Annotated in this window: 29 protein-coding genes and 1 tRNA gene; 20 read left to right on the forward strand and 10 right to left on the reverse strand. The window is 64.7% G+C overall.

Annotated features, from left to right (window positions below; translation table 11 throughout):
- Positions 1–38: 38 nt before the first annotated feature.
- The 11 genes from EPO50_RS11930 to EPO50_RS11980 all read left to right on the forward strand — a co-directional run bounded on the left by EPO50_RS11930 (position 39) and on the right by EPO50_RS11980 (position 9855).
- Positions 39–1139 (forward strand): Zn-dependent alcohol dehydrogenase, encoded by a 1101-nt coding sequence (locus EPO50_RS11930; RefSeq protein ID WP_296344236.1) that lies wholly within the window; start codon positions 39–41, stop codon positions 1137–1139.
- A gap of 26 nt (positions 1140–1165) precedes the next feature.
- Entirely contained in the window at positions 1166–2317 is a 1152-nt protein-coding gene (locus tag EPO50_RS11935) for an acyl-CoA dehydrogenase family protein (RefSeq protein WP_296344240.1), read from the forward strand.
- Positions 2318–2508: 191 nt separating this feature from the next.
- Complete coding sequence (locus tag EPO50_RS11940; RefSeq protein ID WP_020694014.1) at positions 2509–3549, forward strand: rod shape-determining protein; 1041 nt, start codon at positions 2509–2511, stop codon at positions 3547–3549.
- Between the two features lie 79 nt (positions 3550–3628).
- Positions 3629–4540: a rod shape-determining protein MreC gene (mreC, locus tag EPO50_RS11945; RefSeq protein ID WP_296344243.1), complete on the forward strand. Its 912-nt coding sequence runs from the start codon at positions 3629–3631 to the stop codon at positions 4538–4540.
- A gap of 1 nt (position 4541) precedes the next feature.
- Positions 4542–5114 (forward strand): hypothetical protein, encoded by a 573-nt coding sequence (locus tag EPO50_RS11950; RefSeq protein ID WP_296344245.1) that lies wholly within the window; start codon positions 4542–4544, stop codon positions 5112–5114.
- The gene (gene mrdA, locus EPO50_RS11955; RefSeq protein ID WP_296344247.1) at positions 5111–7024 is read left to right on the forward strand and encodes a penicillin-binding protein 2; all 1914 of its coding nucleotides are present in this window, start codon (positions 5111–5113) and stop codon (positions 7022–7024) included. Before EPO50_RS11950 ends, mrdA begins: the two co-directional genes overlap by 4 nt.
- A complete protein-coding gene (gene rodA / locus EPO50_RS11960) occupies positions 7021–8154 on the forward strand; it encodes a rod shape-determining protein RodA (protein WP_296344248.1) in 1134 nt (377 codons plus the stop codon). The genes mrdA and rodA overlap by 4 nt, the downstream gene beginning before the upstream one ends.
- A 95-nt stretch (positions 8155–8249) precedes the next feature.
- A tRNA-Lys gene (locus EPO50_RS11965) sits at positions 8250–8325 on the forward strand.
- 145 nt (positions 8326–8470) lie between these two features.
- Positions 8471–9037 carry a YidB family protein gene (locus EPO50_RS11970; protein ID WP_296344250.1) on the forward strand — a complete coding sequence of 189 codons (567 nt, stop codon included), beginning with the start codon at positions 8471–8473 and terminating at the stop codon, positions 9035–9037.
- Positions 9038–9077: 40 nt separating this feature from the next.
- Entirely contained in the window at positions 9078–9515 is a 438-nt protein-coding gene (locus tag EPO50_RS11975; protein ID WP_296344251.1) for a nuclear transport factor 2 family protein, read from the forward strand.
- A 124-nt stretch (positions 9516–9639) separates the two neighbouring features.
- Complete coding sequence (locus EPO50_RS11980) at positions 9640–9855, forward strand: hypothetical protein (protein ID WP_296344253.1); 216 nt, start codon at positions 9640–9642, stop codon at positions 9853–9855.
- Between the two features lie 6 nt (positions 9856–9861).
- Here the strand turns inward: EPO50_RS11980 and EPO50_RS11985 are convergent, their stop codons facing one another.
- Complete coding sequence (locus EPO50_RS11985) at positions 9862–10230, reverse strand: hypothetical protein (protein ID WP_296344255.1); 369 nt, start codon at positions 10228–10230, stop codon at positions 9862–9864.
- An 18-nt stretch (positions 10231–10248) separates the two neighbouring features.
- On the reverse strand, positions 10249–10767 hold the full coding sequence (locus EPO50_RS11990) for a hypothetical protein (RefSeq protein ID WP_296344257.1): 519 nt from the start codon (positions 10765–10767) through the stop codon (positions 10249–10251).
- 76 nt (positions 10768–10843) lie between these two features.
- Between EPO50_RS11990 and EPO50_RS11995 the strand changes: the two genes are divergently transcribed.
- The gene (locus EPO50_RS11995) at positions 10844–12433 is read left to right on the forward strand and encodes a metallophosphoesterase (protein ID WP_296344258.1); all 1590 of its coding nucleotides are present in this window, start codon (positions 10844–10846) and stop codon (positions 12431–12433) included.
- On the opposite strand, the gene EPO50_RS12000 is transcribed toward EPO50_RS11995, so the two are convergent.
- Entirely contained in the window at positions 12426–12938 is a 513-nt protein-coding gene (locus EPO50_RS12000; RefSeq protein WP_296344260.1) for a DinB family protein, read from the reverse strand. The genes EPO50_RS11995 and EPO50_RS12000 overlap by 8 nt on opposite strands.
- 97 nt (positions 12939–13035) lie before the next feature.
- On the opposite strand from EPO50_RS12000, the gene EPO50_RS12005 reads away from it, so the two are divergent.
- Positions 13036–14109, forward strand: a complete 1074-nt coding sequence (locus tag EPO50_RS12005; protein ID WP_296344261.1) for an ATP-dependent 6-phosphofructokinase — start codon at positions 13036–13038, stop codon at positions 14107–14109.
- On the opposite strand, the gene prmB is transcribed toward EPO50_RS12005, so the two are convergent.
- Entirely contained in the window at positions 14110–14994 is an 885-nt protein-coding gene (prmB, locus tag EPO50_RS12010; RefSeq protein WP_296344263.1) for a 50S ribosomal protein L3 N(5)-glutamine methyltransferase, read from the reverse strand. It lies immediately after the preceding gene.
- 40 nt (positions 14995–15034) lie between these two features.
- On the opposite strand from prmB, the gene EPO50_RS12015 reads away from it, so the two are divergent.
- Positions 15035–15421: a hypothetical protein gene (locus tag EPO50_RS12015; RefSeq protein ID WP_296344265.1), complete on the forward strand. Its 387-nt coding sequence runs from the start codon at positions 15035–15037 to the stop codon at positions 15419–15421.
- Positions 15422–15425: 4 nt separating this feature from the next.
- Positions 15426–16568: a CaiB/BaiF CoA-transferase family protein gene (locus EPO50_RS12020; protein ID WP_296344269.1), complete on the forward strand. Its 1143-nt coding sequence runs from the start codon at positions 15426–15428 to the stop codon at positions 16566–16568.
- Here EPO50_RS12020 and EPO50_RS12025 read toward each other — a convergent pair.
- The 3 genes from EPO50_RS12025 to EPO50_RS12035 form a co-directional block, all read right to left on the reverse strand.
- Complete coding sequence (locus tag EPO50_RS12025) at positions 16565–16900, reverse strand: hypothetical protein (protein ID WP_296344270.1); 336 nt, start codon at positions 16898–16900, stop codon at positions 16565–16567. The genes EPO50_RS12020 and EPO50_RS12025 overlap by 4 nt on opposite strands.
- Positions 16901–17071: 171 nt before the next feature.
- Positions 17072–17347, reverse strand: coding sequence for a hypothetical protein (locus EPO50_RS12030; RefSeq protein WP_296344273.1), 276 nt, complete (start codon positions 17345–17347; stop codon positions 17072–17074).
- A gap of 151 nt (positions 17348–17498) precedes the next feature.
- Positions 17499–19022: an amidase gene (locus EPO50_RS12035; RefSeq protein ID WP_296344274.1), complete on the reverse strand. Its 1524-nt coding sequence runs from the start codon at positions 19020–19022 to the stop codon at positions 17499–17501.
- Between the two features lie 59 nt (positions 19023–19081).
- Between EPO50_RS12035 and EPO50_RS12040 the strand changes: the two genes are divergently transcribed.
- Genes EPO50_RS12040 through EPO50_RS12050 form a run of 3 tightly spaced genes read left to right on the forward strand, consistent with a single transcriptional unit; the run spans position 19082 to position 21678 of the window.
- On the forward strand, positions 19082–20242 hold the full coding sequence (locus EPO50_RS12040) for a thiolase family protein (protein ID WP_296344276.1): 1161 nt from the start codon (positions 19082–19084) through the stop codon (positions 20240–20242).
- Positions 20239–20664, forward strand: a complete 426-nt coding sequence (locus tag EPO50_RS12045) for a Zn-ribbon domain-containing OB-fold protein (protein WP_296344278.1) — start codon at positions 20239–20241, stop codon at positions 20662–20664. Before EPO50_RS12040 ends, EPO50_RS12045 begins: the two co-directional genes overlap by 4 nt.
- A gap of 30 nt (positions 20665–20694) precedes the next feature.
- Positions 20695–21678, forward strand: coding sequence for a tripartite tricarboxylate transporter substrate binding protein (locus EPO50_RS12050; RefSeq protein ID WP_296344280.1), 984 nt, complete (start codon positions 20695–20697; stop codon positions 21676–21678).
- Positions 21679–21683: 5 nt separating this feature from the next.
- On the opposite strand, the gene alkB is transcribed toward EPO50_RS12050, so the two are convergent.
- Positions 21684–22334: a DNA oxidative demethylase AlkB gene (gene alkB / locus EPO50_RS12055; protein WP_296344282.1), complete on the reverse strand. Its 651-nt coding sequence runs from the start codon at positions 22332–22334 to the stop codon at positions 21684–21686.
- An 86-nt stretch (positions 22335–22420) separates the two neighbouring features.
- Here alkB and EPO50_RS12060 point away from each other — a divergent pair, with 86 nt between their 5' ends.
- Both EPO50_RS12060 and EPO50_RS12065 read left to right on the forward strand, forming a co-directional pair.
- Positions 22421–22972, forward strand: coding sequence for a methylated-DNA--[protein]-cysteine S-methyltransferase (locus EPO50_RS12060; RefSeq protein ID WP_296344284.1), 552 nt, complete (start codon positions 22421–22423; stop codon positions 22970–22972).
- Positions 22973–22990: 18 nt separating this feature from the next.
- Positions 22991–23374: a cytochrome c family protein gene (locus EPO50_RS12065; protein WP_296344285.1), complete on the forward strand. Its 384-nt coding sequence runs from the start codon at positions 22991–22993 to the stop codon at positions 23372–23374.
- Here EPO50_RS12065 and EPO50_RS12070 read toward each other — a convergent pair whose 3' ends face one another.
- On the reverse strand, positions 23375–23992 hold the full coding sequence (locus EPO50_RS12070; RefSeq protein WP_296344287.1) for a hypothetical protein: 618 nt from the start codon (positions 23990–23992) through the stop codon (positions 23375–23377).
- Between the two features lie 25 nt (positions 23993–24017).
- Positions 24018–25229, reverse strand: coding sequence for an MFS transporter (locus EPO50_RS12075; RefSeq protein WP_296344291.1), 1212 nt, complete (start codon positions 25227–25229; stop codon positions 24018–24020).
- Positions 25230–25282: the final 53 nt, after the last annotated feature.

Here is a 25282-nt window from a genome sequence, read left to right on the forward strand (position 1 = left end):
CGATGATATAGTCCCGCCAACGATTCAGGAGGAAAAACATGAAGGCCGCTGTTCTGTTCAAGCCCAATGAGCCTTTGCAGGTCGTGGAGTGCGAGCTCGATCCGCCGAAGGCGCAGGAAGTGCGCGTGAAGATGCGGGCGTCGGGTGTTTGCCAGAGCGACTGGCACGTCATGAACGGGGACTGGCCGTCACCCATGCCGATCGTGCCGGGCCATGAAGCGGCCGGCGAGATTCTCGAATGCGGCGCCGGCGTCACGACGGTGAAGCCGGGCGACCACGTAATCTTCTCCTTCCGTCCGCATTGCGGCCGCTGCCGCTACTGCACGCAGGGCCGCACCGTCCTTTGCATCGGCCGCGCCTCGGTGCCGCCGGGCTCTCTCTACGACGGCACCTTGCGGCTGAAGCACAAGGGCCAGGGCATCAACCAGATGGCCCGCATCGGCACCTTCGCCGAGGAGGTGGTGGTGCCGGAGGAGATGGTGATTCCGATCCGCAAGGACATGCCCTGGGCGCAGGCAGCTCTGGTCGGCTGCTGCGTGGCAACCGGCGTCGGTGCGGTGACCCGTCATGCCAAGATCGAAGCGGGCTCGACCGTGCTGGTGATCGGCTGCGGCGGCGTCGGCCTCAACGCCATCCAGGGCGCCATGCTCTCGGGCGCGTCGAAGATCATCGCGGCCGACATCCTCGACAACAAGCTCGAGATGGCGAAGACCTTCGGCGCCACGCACACCGTCAACACCGCGACCGACAACGACCCGGTGAAAAAGGTGAAGGAGATCACCGGCGGATTGGGTGTCGACTATTCCTTCGATGCGGTGTCGATCGACAAGACCCAGGCCCTCGGTTTCGATGCCCTGGCGCCGGGTGGGCACGCCGTCGCCGTCGGTATCTCTGCGCCGTCGATGAAGGCGCAGTACTCGCCCTTCATGATGGTGTTCAGTGAGAAGAAAGTGAGCGGCACCTTCTACGGTTCCGTGCGGCCCGACCTCGATTTCCCGGTACTGGTCGACCACTACATGAACAAGCGTCTGAACATCGACGGCCTGATCAGCCGCACCTACAAGCTCTCGGAGATCAACGACGGCTTCAAGAGGATGATGGCCGGCGAAGTTGCCCGCGGCGTCGTTGTGTTCGACTGAAGCTAGATTGTTATTTCGAGAGTTTGATGACTGACTTGGATGATTTCGGTCTGACCGACGAACAGAAGCTGATCCGGCGCAACGTCTCCGAACTGCTGGCGCGCGTGCTGCCATCAGAGGAGGTGCGCCGGCTCGATGCCGCCAGCGAATTCCCGCACGCGGCCTTCAAGGCCTTGGCCGAAGCGGGCTACATGGCGCTGCCCTACGATCCCGCCTATGGCGGCATGGGCGGCAGCCGCAAGGATCTCGTCATCCTGGTCGAAGCGCTGGCGCGCCACTACAGCGGCGCGTCATCGCTCTACCTGCCGACCGTCGTCTATGGCGGTATGCACCTGCAGCTCACGGCCGGCGAGCATCTGCGCCGGCGCTATTTGCCGGAAATCTGCGCCGGCAAGTTGAAGTCCGCCTTCGCGCTTTCGGAGCCCGACACCGGCTCCGACGCCTCCGGCATCAAGACGCGCGCCGTGCGCGACGGCAACGGCTACCGGATCACCGGCCAGAAGCTCTACATCAGCGCCGCCCATGTCGCGGATTACCTGATGGTGGTCGCCAAGACCGACGGCGATGCGCGCCACAAGGGCGTGACGCTCTTCTGGGTCGATGCCAAAGCGGCCGGCCTCACCATGAAGCCGCTGGAGACGCTCGGCCGGCGGACCACGCATGCCAACGAAATCTTCTTCGATGGCGTGTTCGTGCCGGCCGATCATGTGATCGGCGAGGAGAATCGTGGCTGGTCCGGCCTGATGAAAGGGCTGAACCTCGAGCGCCTGTGCCTCGCCGCGCAGGCCTGCGGCAACATGCACTTCGCCATCGAGTACGCCAAACGCTTCGCTCAAGAGCGGGTGCAGTTTGGCCAGCCGATTTCGAAGTTCCAGGCGATCCAGCACAAGTTCGCCGACATGCGCATCATGCTGCGCACCACGCAGGCGCTGACTTACCGTTTGGCCGACATGCTCGACGCCGGGCTCGATCCCGTCGAGGAGACGGCTATCGCCAAGATCCAGGGCACCGACGGCGAGTTCAAATGCGCCCACCTCGCCATGGAGATCATGGGCGGCGCCGGCTACACGATGGCGCACGACATTCAGCGTCTGTTCCGCGACGTGCGCGTCGGCTCGATCGGCGGCGGCACCAACGACATCCAGCGCAACACCATCGCCAAGATGATGGGGCTGTAGCTGCAGGTGGCGCGTCTGTTCTTCGCGTCGCACGAAAGAGGAACACGTCTGAAGCGAGGTTGCAGGATGCTTGGCCTGAATCGTCTTGCGAGCGTTGGCCCGCCGGTCTAAACCCGGTCGCACCTTGGCGCCGGACCCAGGAATGGCGCTTTAAAATCAAGATTTCGCCGCAATTACAGAGACTTAACTCAATGCTGTCGCGCGTCATCGGGCTATTTTCGGCGGACATGGGCATCGACCTCGGCACGGCCAATACGCTGGTCTATGTGAAGGGTCGGGGCATTGTTCTCAACGAACCGTCCGTCGTGGCGTTGACCACGCAGAGCGGCAAGCGGCAGGTCCTCGCCGTCGGCGAAGAAGCCAAGATGATGCTGGGCCGTACCCCCGGCAACATCCAGGCGATCCGCCCGCTGCGTGACGGCGTCATCGCCGACTTCGAAGTCGCCGAAGCGATGATCAAGCACTTCATCTCCAAGGTGCATAACCGGCGCAGCTTTGCCCATCCGCAGATCGTGGTCTGCGTGCCCTCCGGCTCCACCGCCGTCGAGCGTCGCGCCATTCAGGAATCGGCCGAGAGCGCGGGCGCCCGTAAGGTGTGGCTGATCGAGGAGCCGATGGCGGCGGCGATCGGTGCCGGTCTGCCGGTGACCGAGCCGACCGGCTCCATGGTCGTCGATATCGGCGGGGGCACCACCGAAGTGGCCGTGCTGTCGCTGGGCGGCATCGTCTATCCGCGCTCCGTGCGCGTCGGCGGCGACAAGATGGACGAGGCGATCATCGCCTACATCCGCCGCAACCATAACCTCCTGGTTGGCGAAAGCTCGGCCGAACGCATCAAGAAGACGATTGCGTCGGCGTGCCCGCCGGACGACGGCGAAGGCCGCACCATGGAGATCAAGGGCCGCGACCTGATGAACGGCGTGCCGAAGGAGCTGATCATCACCGAGCGGCAGATCTCCGAGAGCCTGCAGGAGCCGGTGAGCGCGATCGTCGAGGCTGTGAAGGTGGCGCTGGAGAACACGGCGCCCGAGCTGGCGGCCGACATCGTCGACAAGGGCATCGTGCTCACGGGCGGCGGTGCGCTGCTCGCCAACATGGACACTGTGCTGCGTCAGGCGACTGGCCTGCCGGTCTCGGTGGCCGAGGATCCGCTGCTCTGCGTTGCTTTGGGCACCGGTCACGCTGTGGAGAACATCACACGCCTGCGCGGCGTTCTGTCCTCGATGTACTAAGAGAAACGCCTCCCCTTCGCGCGCTCCCCGACTAAGCTGGGGAGGAGAAGTCGAGCGAGTTGGAGTAGAATAGCCGAACATGGCGATTCGGGACGACTTCGAGGTGGTCGCGGGCCAAGTGCGCACAGTCGTGCAGCGCTTCGCCCTTGGCCTGGTCGTGGTCGCTGCCTTCGTCATCATGCTGATCGGCAAGGCCGACACCGTTCTCGTCGAACACGCCCGCGTCCTTGCGCTCGATATTGCGAGCCCGGTGCTCGAGGCCATTGCGCGGCCCGTCGCCTATGCCAACCGCGCCATCGCCGACCTGAGGGAATTCGCTTCGCTGCGCGAAGAGAATGCGCGGCTGCGCGAGGAGAACGCCCGGCTGCTCGCCTGGCAGACGGCCGCCCGGCGCCTCGAAAACGAGAACGAAGGCCTGCGGGGGTTGGCCAATTTCCGCGAGGGGCCCGAAGCCTCGTTCATCACCGCCCGCATCGTGGGCGACAGCGTCAACGCCTATATGCGCGGCGCGCTCCTCAATGTCGGTCGCAGGGTCGGCGTAGCCCCTGGCCAAGCCGTTGTGACAGGTGAGGGCCTGGCGGGCCGTATCGCCGAGGTCGGCGAGAACAGCGCCCGCGTCCTTTTCGTTACCGACGTGAACTCGCGCCTGCCAGTCCTGATCGAACGCACGCGCGAGCGCGCCATCTTGGCCGGCGACAACTCGACCCGCCTGCGGCTCACCTTGCTGCAGAGCGTGGCGGGCGTTCAGCGGGGCGACCGCATCGTGACCTCCGGACACGGTGGCAGTTTCCCCGTCGGCATTCCGGTCGGCGAGGTGGTCGAGACGAACGAAGGCAGCGTTCGGGTGCGACCGTTCACCGATTTCTCCCGTCTGGAGTTCGTGCGCGTCGTCGATTACGGCGTCACCGGTCTGGTGAGCGGCAGCACGGGAACGCCTGCACCCCAGGCCGCACCTGCCGGCACGCCGGCACCCGGCCAGAGGGTCCGCTGATATGCGCGCCGATGGCGTACTCGCCGGTCTCGATCGCTGGGGCAGGGCGGCCCTGCCGGGCTCGGTACTGCTCTTTTTCGTGCTGCTGACCCTGGCGCCGCTGCGCGCCCCTTATCTGTCCGACACCTTGCCGCTCCTGCCGGCGCTGGTCGTGTTCCAGTTCAGTCTCGCCACGCCCGAGCGACTTCCCGGACCGCTGCTGCTGGCCATGGGCGTGTTGCTCGACCTGCTATTGGGCGGCCCCGGTGCGCCGGTTGGGGTCAGTGCCCTGGGATTCGTGTTGATCCGCGCCGCCGTGGTCGCCAACCGCCGCTACCTGGTCGGTGTGCCGTTCCTTTTCCAGTGGATCGGCTTCTGCATCCTCATGTTCGGTTTCGTCGTCCTGGTCTGGGCCTTCACGACCCTGTGGACCTGGACGGCCATCGATCCTGTGCCGGCAATCAAGCAGTATCTCGTGGTGGCCGTGTTCTATCCTCTGCTGGCGCCGCTGCTCGCCCGGGTGCGCGCGCGCGATCCGCTGAACGTGCCGGAACTGTCGCGTGGCACGGCGCGGCCGGGTGAGACCACGACATGAAGCATTTTCGTAAAGGCGATGGCGAACGCAGCGGCCTCTTTACGCGTCGCGCCCTGGTGCTGGGCGGTGCGCAGGCCGTGCTGCTGACGGCGCTGGCTGGTCGGCTCTACCAGCTCCAGGTCGTCGAGACGGAGCGCTTCGCATCGCTTGCCGACGAAAACCGCATCAATCTACGGCTGCTGCCGCCGTCGCGCGGGCTGATCTTCGACCGCAGCGGTCAGCCGCTGGCCGTGAACCGTAACAATTTCCGCGCGATGGTGACGTCCGACCGCGGACGCGGCGCAGACGTCCTGATCGAGCGGCTCGATCAGATCCTGAGCCTGGGCGACGCCGACAAGAACCGCCTGCTGCGTGAGCTTCGCCGCAGCCGCAATTCCCAACCGGCGGTCGTGCGAGAAAACCTTGGCTGGGAAGAGGTGGCGCGGCTGGAGTTCAACGCGCCCGATCTCCCGGGCGTCTTCATCGATCTCGGCCAGTCGCGTGACTATCCCGAAGGCGAGCTGATGAGCCACATCGTGGGCTATACCGGCCGCGTCGCCGATGAGGACCTTGCCGGCCGGGACGATCCGGTGCTCAGCCTCCCCACCATGCGCTTCGGCAAGAAGGGTATGGAGCGCTCGCTCGAGGACGATCTGCGTGGCCGCGCCGGCGCCGTTCAGGTCGAGGTCAACGCCGTCGGCCGCGTCGTGCGTGAACTCGACCGCACCGAAGGCCAGCCCGGCACCAATGCGCTGCTCACCATCGACCTCGACCTGCAGCGCTTCGTTGCCGAGAAGATGAAGGAGCATCAGTCCGGCTCGGTCGTGGTCATGGACGTGATCACGGGCGACGTGCTGGCGATGGTGTCGACACCGGGCTTCGATCCCTCGACCTTTGCCCGCGGCATTACGCAGAGCGAATGGCGTGAGCTTCTGGATAATCCCGAGCGGCCGTTGCACAACAAGGCGATCGCCGGCGTCTATCCGCCGGGCTCGACCTACAAGATGGTGACGGCGCTGGCCGCGCTCGAATCCAAGGCGATCGATCCTTGGACGCGACTGCCCTGCGCCGGCTTCCTCGAACTCGGCAACATCAAGTTCCATTGCTGGCTGAAGGGCGGCCACGGCTCGACCAATGTCACCGAGGCGATCGCCTGCTCCTGCGACTGCTTCTTCTATGAGGCGGCGCGGCGCGCCGGTGTCGATCGTATTGCCGACATGGCCAACCGTCTCGGGTTCGGTAAGACGAGCGAGCTTGGCCTGCCGGGTGAATCGTCGGCCAATCAGCCGAGCCGCGGCTGGAAGCAGGAGAAGATCGGCAAAGCCTGGCAGCACGGCGATACCTTCAACCTCGGCATTGGCCAGGGTTACATGACGGCGACCCCGTTGCAGCTTGCCGTGATGACGGCACGCCTCGCCAATGGTGGCTACGAGGTTCAGCCCAATCTCTTGTTAGCCAAGGCGACGCCCCGCGAAGAGCTGGCGCCGCCGGCGCCCCGCGACAAGCCGACAGCGCCATCGCTCCGGTTGAATCCACAACACCTGCAGATCATCCGCCAGGGCATGGTCGATGTGGTCAATGGCAGCCTGGGCACGGCTATCCACCTGAGGCGCGACGGCGCCGGCAAGGTGCTGGACCCGGCCTTCACCTTTGCGGGCAAGACCGGCACGGCTCAGGTGAAGCGCATCACCGAACGCGAACGCGAGATGGGCATCACCCAGGCGCAGCTTCCCTGGCATTTGCGCCACCACGCGCTGTTCGTCTGCTTCGGTCCGGCCGACAAGCCGCGCTATGCCTGCGCCGTCATCGTCGAGCACGGTATGGCGGGTGGCTCCACCGCTGGCCCGATCGGCCGCGATGTGCTGGTGGAGACCATGAAGCGCGATCCGTCGCGCCGCACCGATGGCTTCAAGAAGATGGCGTCGCGGTGAGCCTCGCCCTCGACGCACCGGCGCCGATCGGCTTTGCCGAGAAGATCTGGCGCATCAACTGGGGGCTCGTCCTCGTCCTGACCGCAATCGCGGGGGTTGGCGTTCTGGCGCTCTATTCGGCGGCCGGCGGCCGCTTCGAGCCGTGGGCAGCGCGTCATGCCGTGCGTTATGGAGCGGCCTTCGGACTGATGCTGGTGGTAGCGCTGATCCACCCCAAGGTCTGGCTGGCGATGGCCTGGCCGATTTACATCGTCTCGGTCCTGATGCTGGTGGCCGTCGACGTCATCGGCAAGATCGGCATGGGCGCGCAGCGCTGGCTGGTGATCGGGCCGCTGCAGATCCAGCCTTCGGAAATCGCCAAGGTGGCGGTGATCCTGGTGCTGGCACGCTACTATCACGGGCTGCGCAAGGAACAGGCGTCGCAGTTCCTCTACACGCTGCCGCCGGTGGCCATGATCCTGGTGGTGGTGGCGCTGGTCATGGTTCAGCCCGACCTCGGCACGGCGATGATGGTGCTGATGGGCGGTGGCGCATTGCTGTTCGTGGCCGGCGTGCGAATTTGGATGTTCCTTGCCGCGGGAGTTTCGGCGGTCGCCTGCCTGCCGATCGCCTGGACGCTCATGCACGAATACCAGCGCAAGCGCGTGCTCACCTTCCTCGATCCCGACCGTGACCCGCTGGGCGCCGGCTACCACATCACCCAGTCCAAGATCGCCATCGGCTCGGGTGGCCTGTTCGGCAAGGGATTCCTGAAGGGCACCCAGTCGTCGCTGAACTTCCTGCCGGAAAAACAGACCGACTTCATCTTCACGACCTTCGTCGAAGAGTGGGGCATGGTCGGCGCCTGCGTACTGCTCGCCCTGTTCGCGCTGGTGCTGGTGTGGGGCTTCTCGATCGCCTTCCGCAGCCAGCACCATTTTGGCCGCCTGCTGGCGCTCGGCGTCACGTCGCTGATGTTCCTCTACGTCTTCATCAACACGGCGATGGTCATGGGCCTGCTGCCGGTCGTGGGTGTGCCACTGCCGCTCGTCAGCAATGGCGGCACGGCGCTGCTCTCGGTTATGTTCGCCTGCGGGCTGCTGATCGGGGTCAACGTCTACCGCGATGCGCAACTGCCGCGCACACGGTAGGCAGGTTTCCCCGGCCCGTTTTCCAGACGACTCGACAAGGGGAAAAGGCCTTGGTATAGCCGCGCCGCTTCCGGGCAATGCCTCCGGTCTTCGGGGGGCGCATAGCTCAGTTGGTAGAGCAGCTGACTCTTAATCAGCGGGTCCCAGGTTCGAGCCCTGGTGCGCCCACCATTCCCGGCAAGCACTTCGCGGACCAGTTCTTTCTCACCCTATGCAGGCTCCGGCAGCCGAGCATGCTTAGGCTATGTCCGCCTTTGCCTTGCCCTCTCCATCCGACGGTGGGATCGTACCATCGCCAACAGACTGGAGGGGCAGCATGAGCTTGCTAGACATTCTGAACGGCATCCAGACCGGTCCCGGCCGCGAGGCTCCCGCAGGGCGCAGCGGAAGTGGAAGCGCTCTCTCACCCATCATGATCGCGCTGCTCGGGCTGCTCGCCAGCCGGATGCTGGGCGGTCAGCAGCAGCAACAACCATCGGGAGGCAATACCTCAGCCAGTGGCGGCTTGTTGGGCGAATTGCTGGGTGGCGACCTCGGTGGCCTGCTGAAAGGCGGATTGGGCGGCCTGTTGGCCGGTGGGGCCGGTGGCTCCGCGGGCGGCGTCCTGAGCGGTGGCCTGGGCGACTTGATGAAACAATTCGAGCAGGCGGGCCAAGGCGATGCCGTCAAGTCGTGGGTCGGCACGGGCGCCAACCAGCCTATCGGTCTGGAAGATCTCGCGAAGGCGATCGGACCGGACAGACTCGGCACGCTCAGCCAGCAATCGGGATTGTCGCAGAACGATCTGCTTGCCGGCCTCAGCCAGCATCTGCCGGAATTCATCAATCAACTGACGCCTGATGGGCGGCTGCCGACGGACGAGGAATTCTCGCGCAACATGTAGCCCGCCGGACGCTCGAGGTCGGCAGAGAGAGGCTATCCCCATGAAGCATCTCGCACTCGCTGTCGTGCTGTCGCTTGCCGCCATTGCGACAGCGATGGCCGCCGATCCGGAGACCAACAAGAAAGTCGTTCTCGACTTCTACGAGAAAGGTCTCAATCAGAAAGACTTCGACGCGGCGGCCAAACATTTCGGGCCGAAATACATCCAGCACAATCCGACGGCGCCGGACGGTATCGAAGGCTTCAAGGCCTTCATTGCCATGCGCAAGGAGAAGACGCCGAATGCCCGCAGCGAGATCAAGCGCGCCTTCGCCGACGGCGATTTCGTGATCTTGCATGTCGAGAGCCATCGCGAACCCGGCGATCGCGGTGTGGCCATCGTCGACATCTTCCGCCTCGAGAACGGCAAGATTGTCGAGCACTGGGATGTGATCCAGCCGATCCCCGAGAAGGCGGCCAATAGCAACGGCATGTTCTGACGTTTTTTCGCTGCCGCTCATAAGTCCTGCGGGTTTCCGATTTGTCGTTGTGACAAATCGGAGCCGGTCGCCGATCTGTCACGTTTAGCGAGTAAACGGTCTGCCCCAGTGCATCGGAGGCAGCATGGATACGGAAAACGATCTCCGACTCAGTCCCAGTGAATGGGAAACCTTGAAAGCGATCGGCGGCTGGAACCGCGATCATCGTCTGCTCGATCACGTTGCGATCAAGCATCTCGTGGAGTCGGAACTCGCTGTAGTAACAGCCAACGGACCCGCGATTACCGCGATGGGACGCCGTGTCGTCGTACGCGGCTCACCGCAGCTCTGGAATTCCTGATCGCGCTCAGCCCTTCTTCAACGTGCTGGCGGCCGCCTGGTGTTCACGGCGCTCGCGGCCGGCCGCCAGCAGGCGTTCGCGCTCTGCCGGATCGACACGGCCGTAGCGGGCGCGCCAGCCGGGATCGTCCGCCTTCCAGGTGAAGGGCGCCTGCAGTGTCGTGCGTGGCCGGTCGGCCGTCTCGAGGAGGCCGATCGCCTGATCGACGATGGCGCGTTGCATGTCGCGGTTCCACGGAAGGCCACAGGGGTTGCCGAGTGGAAAGTCAGTGAACAGGAATCGCGGCACGCCGCAATATTCCACCACGTCGAGGGCCGAACCCACGATGACGGTCGGCAGTCCGTTGGCTTCGAGATGTCGGGCGACCAAACTCACGGTTTGGTGGCAGACGGGTCAAAGCGCGCAGAGCAGGGCGGCGTTGGCGCCATCTGCACGCAGCCGCGCCAGGACTTCAGGCGCGTCCTCGGTCAGGGTCTTCCGTTGGCTGTACTCGGTCGGCACCCCGTGGAAACGCGCGGCGAGGCCTGCGAGGCGGCCATCGTGCGCCAGTGCGGATGCGGTCTCGATCGGCAGGTAGCTTTCGCGATCCTCGGTGTGGGTCGATTCCTTGTCCCAGGCGAGGTTGTTGGTGAACAGCGAGGCCGGCGGCGGATCGATATCCCCCGACCAGACACGGCGCACGCCTTGGGCATTGCGATTGCTGAGCCCCGGTGGGCTCGCCGTGGTGACGAGGCCGAGACGTGTAGCCGAAAGAGGCTTGGTGAGCGGGGTGAACGGTACGTCGTCGAAGCGCGCCCATACATAATCCTGCTCGTATCCTAGCGCGCGATAATAGTGCCGCGTGCGCTCCATGTAGGAGACTGTGACATTATCCAGCGTACTGTCCCGCACATCGTCCGGCGTTTGGCCCATCGAGCTTTCCTCACCATTCTTTTCTGACATCCTGCTTGAGCTTTGCCGCTGCGGCAATGTTCTGGAGTCTTTCGCCATGCGCTTCGTCTGCCTCGTCCTCGCATCCGCTCTTGCGTTGGTCCTAGCGAATGGTGCGGTGCAGGCGCAGCGGACAGCATCTCCCTTCTTCGCCTTCGTGGTGTTCGGAGAGGGCACGGATGGCAGGCCTGTCCCGATGGTGCGCAGCGTCGCCGAGCGCGCAACGGCGTGTCCGTCGCTGCGCTCTTCCCACGGCGGCACGCCCGTCACCATGACGCCACGCCGACGCCCCGTAGGCGGTCAGTTCGACGACGTGCTGGTCTGCGAGGCGCGCTATCCCGTGGGCGAGGCGGCGAGCGTATTCCAGGGAGGTCGGCGCATTGATCTGCCGGTGGTATCACTCGGCACGCCGCGTCGGGTCGTGCTGGTAGGCGATAGCGGTTGCCGCGGCGACACCAAGGACAAGCCGCAGCCTTGCACCGGTGATGGCTTCGCCAAGGTCTGGCCGTTCGGCACGTTGTCGGACGAGGAGGTCGGGAACCGACCCGACCTGATCATCCATGTCGGCGACTACAACTATCGCGGCACGCCACGAGGCATGGTCGTGCCAGCTCGTGTCTCGGGTTATGGCCGCGACATGCCCGTCAGCTTCTACGACACCGGCGATCTCGACGATGAAGACGAACCGGACCTGCCAATCGGCGCCGCCTACTGGAGCCAGAACATGGAAGGCAGCCCGATTCCCGACAAATGGGCGTACTGGCGCGACGACTTCTTCCTGCCCGCCGCGCGCCTGTTGCCGGTTGCGCCCTGGTTGCTGAGCCGCGGCAATCATGAATTGTGCAGCCGTGCCGGTCCCGGCTGGTTCTATCTCCTCGATGCCAACTCGCCCCTGTTGGGGCCTGGCGCAAAGCAGCAGGAATGCCCGCCACAAACGCCGGCCGGATGGCAACTCGGCGCGTGGCCCAAGCCGCCGGCACTTCCTTTTGCTGGGCAGGCCTTTCCGACGATCACCAACCCGCCGTTTCGTCTCAAGTTCGGCAAGCTCAACATCGTCGCGATCGATTCGGCCAATGCCGCCGATGCCGTTCTCTTCAATCTCGATCTCTATCTTGGCCAGTATCGTGAGGTCGCGCGCCTGCTGGCCGAGGATCGCACGCCGACCTGGCTGGTCACCCATCGACCGATCTGGGGTGTCGTGAAGCGCGACAAAGGCGGGCCCATTCCGTCAACGCCCTATGGCTTCGTCAACGAAACCCAGCGCGAGGCTGTGCATCGCGTCTTTCCCAACGGGATACCATCCCACGTCAAGGTGGTGATCGTCGGTCACATGCATCGCTTCCAGGCAATCGGCTTCGACAGTCGGCAGCCGCCGCATCTCGCCGTCGGCACGGGCGGCATGGAACTCTCGCACGTTCAGCCCGTGCCTTCGCCAGACCATCCCAAGCGACCCGTCCGCGTGCCCGGTCTCGACCGCAGTGATGCCTATGTCGTGGGGCTACGTGACTTCGCGACCATGGTGGTGAACCCGGTGGATGATGGTACCTGGACCAGTGCGCTCTACGGCACAGAGGGAGAGGTGCTCGCTGTCTGCGATTCGCGCTGGCCGGGCCCCGGTCACGCCCGCTCGGTTTGTGAGCTCAAGTAGCCCGGCCAGCCGCGATCTCGCGTTGGTAGTAGAGCATGTCCAGCTCCGGGGCGGCCTTGCCGAGGCTGGTGAGGATCATATGCGCCTGGCCGCGATGGTGAGTCTGGTGATTGAACCAGTGATCGAGCGCCGGCATCAGCTCCTGCACGAACTCCTCGGGCGTGGAGACGCGACGATAGCGGATCACGCCCGTCAAGCGCGCCTCGTCGAGGCTCTGGACCCAGCCGACGATGCGGTGGTCCTCGGCCTCACGTGCAGCGCGTAGCGCGTCGAAATGCTCATGCAGAATGGTATCCAGCCGGTCCGGTGCTTCGCCTTCGCCGGTGAAGCGCTTCATCCAGATGCGATCGGTGGCCAGCAGATGATTGAGCGTGCCATGCATGGACTTGAAGAAGGCGCCTCGATCGGCACGATAGTCGGCGTCGGACAGTTGCGCCGCAGCTCCGTAAAGGCGGCGGTTGGCCCAGGCGTTGTAGCCTGCGAAAGTCCGATAGTGCTCTTTCATGTTTGCCATCTTGATGCTGCAACGGTGGAGTTCAAGATTGATTGAACCATTCAAGTTGTTCGCCGTTCCGTAGCCCGTAGTGTGCAGGAGTATCCTGATGACCAGACGAATCGGCATTCTCACGAGCGGCGGCGATTGCGCCGGCCTCAACGCTGCGATCCGGGCCGTCGCCTTGCGCGCTCAACATGGCTATGGCTGGACGACGGTCGGATTGCGCTATGGAACGCTCGGCCTGCTCGAGCGTCCTGTCGAGGCCGTGACGCTCGATCCGGCGCGGCTCGACGCGGCAGTTGCGCGGCAGGGCGGCACGTTCCTCGGCAGCACCAATCGCGGTGATCCCTTCGCCTTCCCGATGCCGGACGGCAGCAAGAAGGATCGCTCGGGCGAGATGGTCGAAGGATTGAAGCTGCTGGGTCTTGAAGGTCTGATCGGCGTCGGCGGTGACGGCAGCCTGGCGATCCTGCGCAATCTCCTGGCCGTGTCGGGCATTCCCTTCGTCGGGATCCCGAAGACCATCGACAACGATGTCGGTCACACAGAGCGCGCTGTCGGCTATTCGACGGCGGTCGCCATCGCCACGGAGGCGCTGGATCGCCTCCAGCCCACCGGCACCAGCCACGAGCGCACCATGGTGCTGGAGGTGATGGGGCGCGACGCCGGCCATATCGCCATTGCGGCAGCGATCGCGGGTGGCGCCGACGTGGTGCTGATCCCGGAAGTGCGCTGGCACCTCGAACGGGTGGTGAGCCGCATCGCCCGCCTGCGGGCGGCCGGCCGGACCTCGGCGCTGGTCGTCGTTGCCGAGGCTGCAGGTCAGTCGGACGAGGCGGCCGATCCTGCCGCCGACGCCCCCGACCACGGCGTGGGCGAATGGTTGGCCAAGCGGCTGGTCAAGGCCACGGGCGCAGAGGCGCGGGCGACGGTGCTGGGGCATGTCCAGCGCGGCGCCATGCCGACGGCGGAGGATCGTCTCCTGGCCTCGGCGCTGGGCGTGCGAGCCGTCGATCTGCTGGCGGAAGGCAAGGCGGACCGCATGGTGGCGTGGTGGAATCGTCAGGTGATCGACGTGCCGCTCGAAAAGGTGGTCGGCAAGTCGCGGACCGTCGATCCCGACGGCACGCTGATCCGCACCGCCCGGGCGCTGGGCATCTGCCTCGGCGATACGGCCTAATCAGCCTGCAAGGTCGGACCGCGTGATCCAGAACACTTCGCCCTCGCTGAGCTCGGTATCGAGCCAGAGGAAGGGCAGGCGGGGGTAGGCCGCCTCCAACGGATCACGACCGCGGCCGATCTCGCAAACCAGGCCACCGTTCTTCGTGAGGTGCTGCGGCGCCTCGGCCAGAATGCGATGCACTAGGTCGAGCCCGTCCTTACCGGCGGCCAGAGCGAGGCGCGGCTCGTGCCGGAACTCGGGCGGCAGCTTCGCCATGCCTCCGGCATCGACATAGGGCGGATTGCTGATGATGAGATCGTAACGACGTCCCGCGAGCGGCTTGAAAAGGTCGCCCCGATGAACGGAGATGCGATCGCCCAGCCGGTGGGCAGCCACATTGCGCCGCGCCAATGCCAACGCACCGGGCGAAAGGTCGACGGCATCGACCGTGGCGCGCGGGAAGGCGAGCGCGGCCAGGATCGCGAGACATCCCGAACCGGTGCAGAGATCGAGGATGCGGCGCGGCTTGGCGACAGGCAGGACGCCACCGGCCAGCATGTCGCCGATGAAGGAGCGCGGGATCAGCGCGCGCCGGTCGATATGGAACCGCACGCCCTGCATGTAGGCGACCCCCAGCAGATACGGCGCCGGCATGCGCAGGCTGATGCGGGCATCGATCAACGTGAGGAGCCGCGCCCGTTCGGCCGGCGTCGGCTTGAGGTCGAGCCAGGGATCGATGCGATGAATCGGGAGACGCAGGGCCTCCAGCATCAGGAAGGCAGCCTCGTCCACGGCATTGGTCGTGCCGTGGCCATAGGCCAGCCTTGCCTGGCGGAAGCGGCGGACCGCGAAATGGAAGAAGTCACCCAGTGTGACGAGAGAAGGTTTGTTCGCCTGAGCCATGCGGCCCTAGATTAGCCTGTCTGCCGCTGCCGGAGTGATCATGAATCGTCGCGCCTTTCTCGTTGCCGGCCTGCTCGCCTCGATGGCGTTGGGCCCGGTGCAGGCGGCGTCGGAGGTCAAGGTGATCTATGTGGGCGGCGCGGATTGCCGGCCCTGCTCTAACTGGAAGAACCAGTACAAGACGGCCTGGCTTGCTTCGCCAGAGTTCAAGAAAGTGACCTGGGTCGAGGTCGATCCGCCCAAGCTCAAGGAGGCCTATCAGGAGCGTCACTGGCCCGGCGATCTCAAGCCGATCCTCGATCAGCTCCCGCGCAAGACCGGCACGCCGCGCTTCGTGATCGTGCAGGACGGCAAAGTCGTATCGAACGAGTTTGGCACAAACAAATGGACACAGACCATGACCGATCTTCGCAAGATCCTTCACTAGCATCATGGCAGGCGCTCTCGACGGGTTGGTCGTTCTCGACCTCACCACCCACCTCTCCGGTCCCTTCTGCGGCATGCAACTCGCCGATCTCGGGGCCGACGTCATCAAGATCGAAAGCCCGCAAGGCGACGCCATGCGCGGCGCGCCGCCCTTCGTCGAAGGGGAGTCGGCGCCCTTCATGCTGTGGAACCGCAATAAGCGCGGCCTCAAGCTCGACCTCAAAGACAAGGACGATCTCGCTACTTTCTGGGAGCTGGTCGATGGCGCCGATGTCGTGCTGGAGAATTTCCGGCCCGGCGTGATGAAGCGGCTCGGCCTGGGCTGGGAGGCGCTGCATGCGCGCAATCCGCGGCTGGTGCTGGGGTCGATCTCGGGCTTCGGCCAGACGGGCCCCTATGCCGGCCGCGGCGGCTTCGACCTGATGATCCAGGCCATGTCCGGTCTGATGTCGGTGACGGGGCCGAAGGACGGTCCGCCCTACCGCATCCCGCTCGCCATCTCCGACGTCGGCGCGGGCCTCTATCTTACAATCGGCGTGTTGTCGGCCCTCCAGGCGCGCCACAAGACGGGTGAAGGCCAGTGGGTCGAGACCTCGCTGCTGGAGTCTACGGTGTCGCTGGGCGTCTACGAGGCGGCCAACTACTTCGCCAACGGCAAGCGGCCGGAGAAGCTCGGCCAGGCCCATCGCGGTTCCTCGCCCTACCAAGTGTTCCAGACCAGTGATGGCTGGCTGACCATCGGCGGAGCGCAGCAGAATTTCTTTCGCAAACTTTGCGCGTTGATCGGTAAACCGGAACTGGCTGACGATCCGCGCTTCAAGGCCAATGCCGATCGCGTACGCAACAACGAGCTGATCGTGGGCTTGTTGCAGGACGAGGTGCGCAAACGCAGCACCGCCGACTGGATGGCGACCCTTGAAGCCGAGGGCATTCCCGCCGGCCCGGTGCTGCACCATGACGAGGTGTTCGCCGATCCACAGATCCTCGCTCGCGGCATGGTGGCGGAGGTCGACCATGCCAAGGCTGGCCGCCAGAAGACGCTGGGCGTGCCGCTCAAGCTCTCCGCGACTCCCGGAATTATCCGCCGTGCCGCACCTACGCTCGGCCAGCACGACGGTGAAATCCGGAAGAAGAAGCCTCGGCCCTAGCGCCAACGACGCTGATACTTGTCGGGGACGCCGTCGCCGTTCTTGTCTCGATCATAGCGGTCCGGAATGCCATCACCGTCGCGATCGCGCCGGGGGCGATACTGCGGTGCCGGCGCGTAGTAAGTCGCCGGCCGATAGTAAGTCGGCTGGCTGCGGTAGTAGGTCGGTTGGCTGTAGTAATTGTTGGAGTAGTTGTGGTTCGGATACCTGTATCCGGACGAACCGTAAGCCGGGTTGTAGCCGTAGGTCGTCGGATAGGAACCTGACTGCTCTACGCATCCCGCCGTTACGACTATCAGACCCGCGGCGGCGAGCCATCTCGCGTTACGCATCCAATGCCTCCACCGGGGAAAGCCCTTTCTCGAGCGGGACGTTCCCATGATGTATTCAACGCACCGACGATGGCGTGGCAGCGGCGCAACTGAGATTTGTTCAAGGCATTTGAACGTAAAGAAAGCCGGCTCCCGTTCAGGGGAGCCGGCTTCGTCGATTAGAGCTTCACTCTAGCGCTGGTAGCGATCCGGCACGCCGTCACCATTGGCGTCGCGATCGTAGCGATTCGGAACACCATCGCGGTCGTAATCACCGCTCGGACCGCGGCGCGGGGCCTGGTTGTAGTAGCCGGGCTGATAGGCGTTGGCGTTGCTGTAGTGGGTGCCGGTTCGCCAGTAGCCGCTGTTGGAGCTGTAGTTCGGATAGCCGTAGCCCGTGGTCTGGTTACATGCGGCAGTCGTCGCGGCCAGCAACACAGCCACCACCACGATCTTGATCCTGGTCATCCTTACCTCCGTTGGACCTCAGCCACAGTTGCAGCCAGGCCTCTACAGACAACGAGGTAGGGAGCGCGCGGTGGCACTACCCAGGCGAAAAGATGAAGTTGTGTAAAGGGCACGGCGCCGGCACTCGGCTGGCACCGTGCGCTTTCGCACGCTAAAGCGCGCCGGGAGCGGGGCCGCGCGACACCTTGGCGTTGAGCTTCGGCGGGTGCGTCACGATCGACTTCAGCGCCTGCGTGGGCTTCCTGAGCTTGGCGATATTGGGCATCGGCCGCGCCAGGCCCGGAATGCTCTTGAACGCCTGTTCCATGGCATGGGCGGCGCCCAGCACTTCGCCATCACCGCGGAAGCGGCCGATCACCTGCAGACCGAACGGCATCTTCTTGTGATCGAGACCACAGGGCAGCGACACGGCCGGATTTGTGGCCAGCGACACGAAATAGACCGATGCCATCCAGTGATAGTAGTTGCGGAGCTTCTTGCCATCCATCTGGTCGATGTAGAGCTGCTTCCAGGGGAAGGGCGAGAAGCCCACCGTCGGCCCCAGCACCAGATCGTAGTCGCGGTACAGATCCTGGAACTTCCGGAAGATGCGGGTCTGCTCGCCGTGCGCCCAGGCGAAATCGGCCAGGCTCAGCTTCGCGCCTATCTCGTAGTTGGCGACGATGTTGGGGCCGAGCATCTTGCGGTTGTTGGTGTAGGCATCGTGATAGCGCGCCAGGAAACTCACGGCGCGGATCACGTCGAAGCAGCGGTCGGCGTCGCCGTATTCGATTTCGACTTTGTCGAGTGAGCGGAAGAGCGGCTTCATCGCCTTGATCTTCTCGCGCATCGTCGAGCGAATGCCCTTTTCGACGGGCGCGCCGCTGAAATCCTCGGTCCAGGCCACGCGCAGGCTGCCGAGATCGACCGGCCAGGGCTCGGCAAATGCCGCCCCGTCGATCGGGAACGACAGAGGGTCCTGATCGTGCTGACCGATCTGCGTGGCATAGAGCAGGCAGGTATCGGCCACCGAGCGGCCCATCGGACCCAACACGGAAATCGGGGTCCAACCCATGGAGCGACGTTCGACCGCGACCATGCCGGGTGAAGGGCGGAAACCTACGATGCCGCAATAGGCAGCGGGATTGCGCAGCGAGCCGCCGGTGTCGGAGCCCGTGCAGACCGGCAGCAGGTCGGTCGCCAGCGCCGCCGCCGAACCGCCCGACGAACCGCCGGCATTCAGGGTCGTGTTGAAGGGGTTGCCCGTGGCGCCCCAGACCGGGTTGCGGCTGTTCGAGCCGGCGCCGAATTCCGGCACGTTGGTCTTGCCGACCACCACCGCGCCGGCGGCACGAACGCGGCTCACCATCACGTTGTCGTAGTTCGGCACGTAGTCGCGGTAGAGCGGCGAGCCGTAGGTGGTGAGGAGGTCTTTCGTTTCCTCGAGGTCCTTGATGCCGGTCGGCAGGCCGTGCAGCAGCGGCAGCTCCTCGCCACGGCGTACCGCGGTCTCGGCGGCCTTCGCTTCTTTGCGTGCTCGGGCCACGCACATTGCCGTCACGGCGTTGATTGCCGGGTTCACTTCCTCGATGTGTTCGAGGCAGGCCTCGAGCAATTCGACCGGCGAAATCTCCTTAGTGCCGATGCGGCGACGCATCTCGACTGCGGACAGCGAAACCAGCTCTTGCTTTGACATTCTTCCCCCTTCGCTCGGAACGGAGCTTAGGGCACGATGCGCGCCGGAGGAAATCAAACATGGTGCATCCGCTTCGGGAGAAGGCGGCCGTGAGTGGCATCGGCGAAACCGCGTATACGCGCGGCACGCACAAGAGTGCGTTGGCCCTGCAACTCGAGGCGAGCCTCGCAGCCATCGCCGACGCCGGTCTCAGCCCGCGCGATATCGACGGCGTCGTCCCCTATTTTCCGGGCGGTGGCATCGCCGAGGATTTCATCGCCAACCTTGGCCTGCCCGACCTCAAGCTGTCGCTGTTCGTGCCGATGGGCGGCGCCACCTGCGTGGCAGCCATCCAGAGTGCCGCCATGGCCGTGGCGTCGGGCGTGTGTAACCACGTGCTGATCGCCGTCGGTCGTACCGGCTATTCGGGCGCCCGAGTCAGCACCCGCCTGCAGCAGTTCCCGCAATTCGCGCTGGCGGCCGAGTTCGAGGCACCGATCGGCATCTTTGCGCCGGCGCAGCTCTATGCCCCAGGCGCACGCCGCCACATGGAGCTCTACGGCACCACCGAACGGCACTTCGCGGAGATCGCTGTCGTCACGCGCCAGCACGCGATCCTCAATGGCAATGTCGTGATGAACAAGCCACTCACGGTCGAGGAGCATCATGCCTCGCGCATGATCTCCGACCCGTTCCGACTGTTCGACTGCAGCCTGGAGAGCGACGGTGGTGCAGCCATCATCGTGAGCCGCAGCGACCAGGCACGCGACCTGAAGAAGCCGCTAATCACCATCATGGGCGTGGCTGAGGGCCACCCCGAATCGCCAGCTTCGATCGCGCAGCGACCGGACCTGCTGGAGTTCGGCCTCGCCAAGTCCGCGCCGCGTGCCTACGAGATGGCCGGCGTCGGCCCGAAGGACATCGACGTCGCCGAGATCTACGACTGCTTCACCTTCACGGTGATCAACCAGCTTGAGCTGTTGGGCTTCTGCAAGAAGGGTGAGGGCGGACCGTTCATCATGGATGGCCGCATTGCGCTGGGCGGCGAGCTGCCGATCAACACGCATGGCGGGCTTCTGAGCCAGGGCCATGTCGTGGGTCTCAACCATGTGATCGAACTGACCCGCCAGCTCCGCCGCGAGGCCGGCAAGGCGCAGGTCAAGGACGCCGAAGTGGGACTGGTCACCGGCTATGGCGACATGGGCGATGGCTCGATCGCGATCCTGAGGAGGGCGGCATGAGCACCGCAACAACACCGCTGGCGCCGGAACGTCCGCTGCCGACGCCGACACGCGAGAGCCAGCCGCATTGGGATGGCATGCGCGAAGGTCGCTTCCTGCTGCAGCATTGCTCGGCCTGCGGCAAGGTCCGGCACTATCCGCGGCCGGTCTGTCCGCACTGCTTCTCGATGGAGAGCGAGTTCAAGGAAGCGCCGACGGGCGGGGCGATCCACACCTGGACGGTGTGCCATCATCCGTTCAACTTCTTCTTCAAGGCTACCGCGCCCTATATCGTGGCGCTCGTCGACATGGACGCTGGCGTGCGGGTCAACGCGCCGCTCCGGGGCGTCACCGAAGCCGATATCAAGATCGGCCAGCGCGTGAAGCTCGGTTTCGAACCGGTCAACAAAGAAGTGACGCTGCCGTTCTTCGTGGCGGAGTAAAGTCGCCAAGCAAAGTTTGGGAGGAAGAAGATGAAGCGTTCCACTTTCATCGCGGCGGGCCTCGCCGCGTTCGCGTTGCCGCTTGCCGTCATGGCGCCGGCAGTCGCGCAAACCGATTGGCCACAGAAGCCGATCTCCATGGTGGTGCCTTATCCGCCGGGCGGCGTGAACGACGCCGTGGCGCGTGTCTACGCCGACAAGCTCTCGACCGAGCTGGGCAAGCCGGTCATCGTCGACAACCGCGCCGGCGCGGCGACCACCGTCGCCTCCAACTTCGTCGCCAAGGCGCCGCCCGACGGCTACACGATCTACGCTGGTGGCACGTCGCTGGTGATCAATCCGACCCTCACCGGGCAGGTCCAGTACGACCCGCACAAGAGCTTCGAGCTCGTGTCGCTGATGTCGTTCACGCCGTTCATCCTGCACGTCAACGCCAACTTCCCGGCCAAGAACATGGCCGAGCTGATCGCCGTCGTGAAAGCCAATCCCGGCAAGTTCAACATCGCGAGTTCGGGCATCGGTGCCACCAACCATCTCGCGGCAGAACTCCTGAAGGCGCAGGCCGGCCTCAACATCACCCATGTGCCCTACAAGGGCGGCGCGCAGGCGGGGCAGGACGTGGCCTCGGGGCAGGCGCAGATGATGTTCTCGGCCGCATTGGAGGCGAAGCCGGTGCTGGCGACGGGCCGCACGCGCGCCATCGCGATCTCGAGCACCAAGCGCTCGCCTGCTTTTCCGGAAGTGCCAACCGTGATCGAGGCGGCGGGACTCAAGGATTTCGAGGCCGTGTTCTGGCAGGGTATGGTCGTCCCGGCCGGCACGCCGCAGCCGATCGTCGACAAGCTGCAGAAGGCGATCGCCAAGATCGCGGCCGATCCGGAAGTGATCGAACGCTTCAAGGTCCAGGGCGTCGAGATTCGCGGTTCCACCCAGGCCGAGTTCAAGGACTTCCTGAACAAGGAAGAGAAGCGCTGGGTGACCCTGATCAAGGAACAGAACATCAAGCCGGAGTAGTCCGGTTACAAAGCCTTCCTCATCGTGATGTTGAACCGGCGACGGCCGGTCAACGGGTGCTCGCCATCCTTGAGCGTGAGCACCCCGTGATGGAAGAGGCGCGAAGCACCGCCCCAGACCACGACATCGCCATGCCGCAGCGCCACCTTCTTCACGGGATCGCTGCGCTTCAGGCCGCCGAACTGGAAGGTGGCCGGCAGGCCGAGCGATACCGATACGATCGGATGGCCATAGTCGGCCTCGTCGCGATCCTGATGAAGTGACAGCCGCGTGCCGGGCTCGTAGCGATTGACCAGGCAGGCATCGGGCACGAAGCCCGGGAAACCTGCCTCCATTGCAGCGGCTTTGGCGAGATCCAGAAACTCCTTAGGGAGATGCGGCCACGGCTTGCCACTGTCGGGATCGTGCCTCGCGTACCGATAGCCTTTGCGATCGGTGACCCAGCCGGCGGTACCACAGTTGGTCATGGCCACCGACATCTCGAAGCCACCGGGCGTGATCATGCGGCGGAACGGAGCCGCGGTGGCAATGCTATCGATGGCCGCAAGAAGCATCGTATCGCGCGCTGCTGCGAAGCCACGCAACAGCATGGCGCCTTCGTCCAAGGGTTCGTGGAGGGCCTCTTTTTCGCCCGAAGGATCGAACAAGTCTTGCATGCCTGAGAATTCCAGTCCGTTGCCGGAGCGTAACGGCAAACGTCTCGCCCTATCTTCCCGCCATCGATCCACCGATGGAGAGAAACATGGCAACGACCGTCCGTTATGCAAAGGCTGAAAGCTCGCTCGGAACCTTCGTCGCGGCGATGTCCGACAAGGGTCTGGTCATGGTCGAGTTCGGTGACATGAACGAAGCGTTACGCGCCAAGCTCGCGGCGCGTTTCCCCGAAGCGACTTTGGTCGAAGATAACGTCGGGCTGCACGACTCACTCGATCGGCTGGCCCGACTGATCGATCATCCTGACTCCGGCGAGGATTTTGCGCTCGACCTGCAAGGCTCGGCCTTCGAGCTGAGCGTCTGGGAAGCGCTGCGGCAGATTCCCGCTGGCCAAACGGCGAACTACGGAGAAATCGCCACGAAGCTCGGCGTTCCGCGCCAGGCGCGTGAAGTCGGCGAAGCCTGCGCCGCCAACATGCTGGCGGTCGTCGTGCCTTGTCACAGGGTCGTGAAGAAGGACGGCTCCATTTCGGGTTATCGCTGGGGTGTCCGACGCAAGCGGGCGCTGATCGAGCGCGAGGCAAGGGCACAGTCCTTGCCTGGGCTCTTTGGCAACCCACATGGGGCGGCATCTACCTGAAAACACAGGAGAGAGAAAATGAAGAGCTGGATGGGCACGATCGTTGCGATTTCTCTGGGCTTGGCGGCATTGCCGGCATGGGCACAATCAGGTGAAGCAAGTCGCGGTCAGCGCGTGTTCAACCAGCAGTGCCGGGCCTGTCACACGCTCGACAAGGGCGGCGCGCAGACGGCAGGGCCCAACCTGCACGGCGTGTTCGGCCGCAAAGCCGGTACGGGCGAAGGCTATGCCTCCTCCGATGCCATGAAAGCTTCGGGCATCGTTTGGGACGATACGACCATGGCCGAGTACAACCGCGATCCCAAGGGCAAGGTGCCCGGCACCAAGATGGTGTTCAACGGCGTGAAGCAGGCCGGTCAGCTCGCTGATCTCGTCGCCTATCTCAAAGAGGCAACCAAGTAGTCAGCGCCTGATCCCACTGATCAGGGACTGCATGAAGCCATCGACCGCTGTCCGGCTGTTGGCCGGCGTGTCGACCCAGTCGAGCCGCAGCTTGAGGAAACGGTCGCGATAGCCCGTCACCATCAACGCGGTATGGAGTGGCTTCTTGGTGTTGGGCTGGATGGCCGATAGGGTCGCGCAGAGGAAGGTAAGGCCGCCGATCGTACATTTGTCCGGCCCGTCGACCGGCTTGAGCTGATCGTAGCGGCCGAGCTTCGCGCCTTCATAGATGTCGGCCAATGCGCGCTGGAATTGGGCAAGGACCGCGTCGTCCATCGGACCGTCGGGAATCGATCCAGTCCTGGGCGGATACACGTAAAGCGTCACGAAGAGCTGCTGGTTCGTCTGGTAGTTCCAGGCGTAACCCAGATCCGGCCGGTTCATGGTCTTGCTGTAGTCGATAGAGGTCGCCAGCCGTGCGTTGGCGATCTCGGCGGGAAAGGTCAGTCCCGTCACCGGCTCTCGATCGGGAGCGGGGATGCGGGGCGGCGGCGCGTTCTGTGCAATGGCGCTACCGATAGTGAGCGCCAACAGGGCGCAGCAGACAGCCGTGAGCGCGCGAACTTTCCGGACCAGCATGCGTTTCTCCTGGAGCGGTGGCAGTCTAGCTGTGCGCCGTGGCGCTGTCGCGCGAGCGGAGATAGACGGCAGCGCCCAGCACGAGGCCGAGGCCCAGTGCCGCGAACGCGATGCGATAGGCCATGTCGTTGGCGCCAAAGGCCTCGACGACATAGCCCATGCCGGCCGGCAGCACGGCCAGCCCCAGGCACTGCGCCATGTTCACGGTCGTGACGCCTCGTCCGGCCAGCCGGTCGGGAAAGAGCGCGCGGCCCTGCGCCACGATCACCGTGCCGAACGCGCATGCGAAACAGAAGGCCGAAAGAAGACTGACGGCGAGCCAGAGCGGCGGCTGCGGCAGGAGTGCCAGCACGGCCAGCAGAGCTGTCGAGAGTGCGGCCCCACCCAGCACCACCTTCTTGCGCGAGCGAAGCAGGCGATCCATCGGGCCGTAGGCGAGAATGCCCAGGATCTGCGCCACGCCCATCACCAGCAGCACATTGCCGCGCGCCACCGCGTCGAGCTTGTGCACGTCGTAAAGGTAAGGTCCGCCCCAGACGCCGAGGACGGTGAGCATCGTGGCATAGGCGAAGAAGTGCATGGCGAGGACGGGACCCAGTCCCGGCGTCATCCAGACCTCGACCAGACCCTTCATGATCTCGCTGAGATTCTCCTTCTTCGTCGGTGGTGCGGGCGCCTCCGGCGGACGGTCGCGCACGAAGGCATAGAAACAGACCGCGACCAGCACGGTGACGGCCGCAAGGCCGGCAAAGCCCATACGCCAGCCGACGGTGGCGGCCACCCAGGCGAGCGGCGTCGCGGCGGCCAGCGTGCCGATGTTGGAAGCCGCGAACACCCAGGACAAAACGGTCGCGAGCCTCGCCGGCGGGAACCACCGGGAGCACAGGAACACCACCGACATGAAAGAGGCGGCGCAGCCCACGCCGACGATTGCGCGCCCACCGATCAAATCGAAGGCAGTGGTGGAAACCGCGATCCAGAGCGCGCCAGCCATGGCGACGATCGACAGCGCGGCCACCGTCCGGCGCGCACCGAACCTGTCGAACCACATGCCGACCGGCACCTGCACGGCGAACAGGGCGAAGAAGAAGGCGCTGCCGGCCCAGCCGAGCTGACGCGCCGAGAGATCGAGGTCGCGCACGAGTTCCGGCGCGATCACGCTGTTGGAGACACGATAGAACTGGCTGAGGCAGGTGACTGCGATCAGCAGGACAAGGAGCGGTACTCTCGACGCCATGGCCTGCCTTGCTAGCACGCTCCTCCGGGGCTTTCCTTCGGCGTGGGCCGAAG

This window comes from Reyranella sp. (assembly GCF_004297405.1).
Taxonomy (GTDB): Bacteria; Pseudomonadota; Alphaproteobacteria; order Reyranellales; family Reyranellaceae; genus Reyranella.

Bases quoted from the DNA above. Each gene is read 5' to 3' on its own strand.
- EPO50_RS11930 (WP_296344236.1), top strand. From the start codon at position 39: ATGAAGGCCGCTGTTCTGTTCAAGCCCAATGAGCCTTTGCAGGTCGTG.
- EPO50_RS11935 (WP_296344240.1), top strand. From the start codon at position 1,166: ATGACTGACTTGGATGATTTCGGTCTGACCGACGAACAGAAGCTGATC.
- EPO50_RS11940 (WP_020694014.1), top strand. From the start codon at position 2,509: ATGCTGTCGCGCGTCATCGGGCTATTTTCGGCGGACATGGGCATCGAC.
- mreC (WP_296344243.1), top strand. From the start codon at position 3,629: ATGGCGATTCGGGACGACTTCGAGGTGGTCGCGGGCCAAGTGCGCACA.
- EPO50_RS11950 (WP_296344245.1), top strand. From the start codon at position 4,542: ATGCGCGCCGATGGCGTACTCGCCGGTCTCGATCGCTGGGGCAGGGCG.
- mrdA (WP_296344247.1), top strand. From the start codon at position 5,111: ATGAAGCATTTTCGTAAAGGCGATGGCGAACGCAGCGGCCTCTTTACG.
- EPO50_RS11970 (WP_296344250.1), top strand. From the start codon at position 8,471: ATGAGCTTGCTAGACATTCTGAACGGCATCCAGACCGGTCCCGGCCGC.
- EPO50_RS11975 (WP_296344251.1), top strand. From the start codon at position 9,078: ATGAAGCATCTCGCACTCGCTGTCGTGCTGTCGCTTGCCGCCATTGCG.
- EPO50_RS11980 (WP_296344253.1), top strand. From the start codon at position 9,640: ATGGATACGGAAAACGATCTCCGACTCAGTCCCAGTGAATGGGAAACC.
- EPO50_RS11990 (WP_296344257.1), bottom strand. From the start codon at position 10,767: ATGGGCCAAACGCCGGACGATGTGCGGGACAGTACGCTGGATAATGTC.
- EPO50_RS11995 (WP_296344258.1), top strand. From the start codon at position 10,844: ATGCGCTTCGTCTGCCTCGTCCTCGCATCCGCTCTTGCGTTGGTCCTA.
- EPO50_RS12000 (WP_296344260.1), bottom strand. From the start codon at position 12,938: ATGAAAGAGCACTATCGGACTTTCGCAGGCTACAACGCCTGGGCCAAC.
- EPO50_RS12005 (WP_296344261.1), top strand. From the start codon at position 13,036: ATGACCAGACGAATCGGCATTCTCACGAGCGGCGGCGATTGCGCCGGC.
- prmB (WP_296344263.1), bottom strand. From the start codon at position 14,994: ATGGCTCAGGCGAACAAACCTTCTCTCGTCACACTGGGTGACTTCTTC.
- EPO50_RS12015 (WP_296344265.1), top strand. From the start codon at position 15,035: ATGAATCGTCGCGCCTTTCTCGTTGCCGGCCTGCTCGCCTCGATGGCG.
- EPO50_RS12020 (WP_296344269.1), top strand. From the start codon at position 15,426: ATGGCAGGCGCTCTCGACGGGTTGGTCGTTCTCGACCTCACCACCCAC.
- EPO50_RS12025 (WP_296344270.1), bottom strand. From the start codon at position 16,900: ATGCGTAACGCGAGATGGCTCGCCGCCGCGGGTCTGATAGTCGTAACG.
- EPO50_RS12030 (WP_296344273.1), bottom strand. From the start codon at position 17,347: ATGACCAGGATCAAGATCGTGGTGGTGGCTGTGTTGCTGGCCGCGACG.
- EPO50_RS12035 (WP_296344274.1), bottom strand. From the start codon at position 19,022: ATGTCAAAGCAAGAGCTGGTTTCGCTGTCCGCAGTCGAGATGCGTCGC.
- EPO50_RS12040 (WP_296344276.1), top strand. From the start codon at position 19,082: ATGGTGCATCCGCTTCGGGAGAAGGCGGCCGTGAGTGGCATCGGCGAA.
- EPO50_RS12045 (WP_296344278.1), top strand. From the start codon at position 20,239: ATGAGCACCGCAACAACACCGCTGGCGCCGGAACGTCCGCTGCCGACG.
- EPO50_RS12050 (WP_296344280.1), top strand. From the start codon at position 20,695: ATGAAGCGTTCCACTTTCATCGCGGCGGGCCTCGCCGCGTTCGCGTTG.
- alkB (WP_296344282.1), bottom strand. From the start codon at position 22,334: ATGCAAGACTTGTTCGATCCTTCGGGCGAAAAAGAGGCCCTCCACGAA.
- EPO50_RS12060 (WP_296344284.1), top strand. From the start codon at position 22,421: ATGGCAACGACCGTCCGTTATGCAAAGGCTGAAAGCTCGCTCGGAACC.
- EPO50_RS12065 (WP_296344285.1), top strand. From the start codon at position 22,991: ATGAAGAGCTGGATGGGCACGATCGTTGCGATTTCTCTGGGCTTGGCG.
- EPO50_RS12070 (WP_296344287.1), bottom strand. From the start codon at position 23,992: ATGCTGGTCCGGAAAGTTCGCGCGCTCACGGCTGTCTGCTGCGCCCTG.
- EPO50_RS12075 (WP_296344291.1), bottom strand. From the start codon at position 25,229: ATGGCGTCGAGAGTACCGCTCCTTGTCCTGCTGATCGCAGTCACCTGC.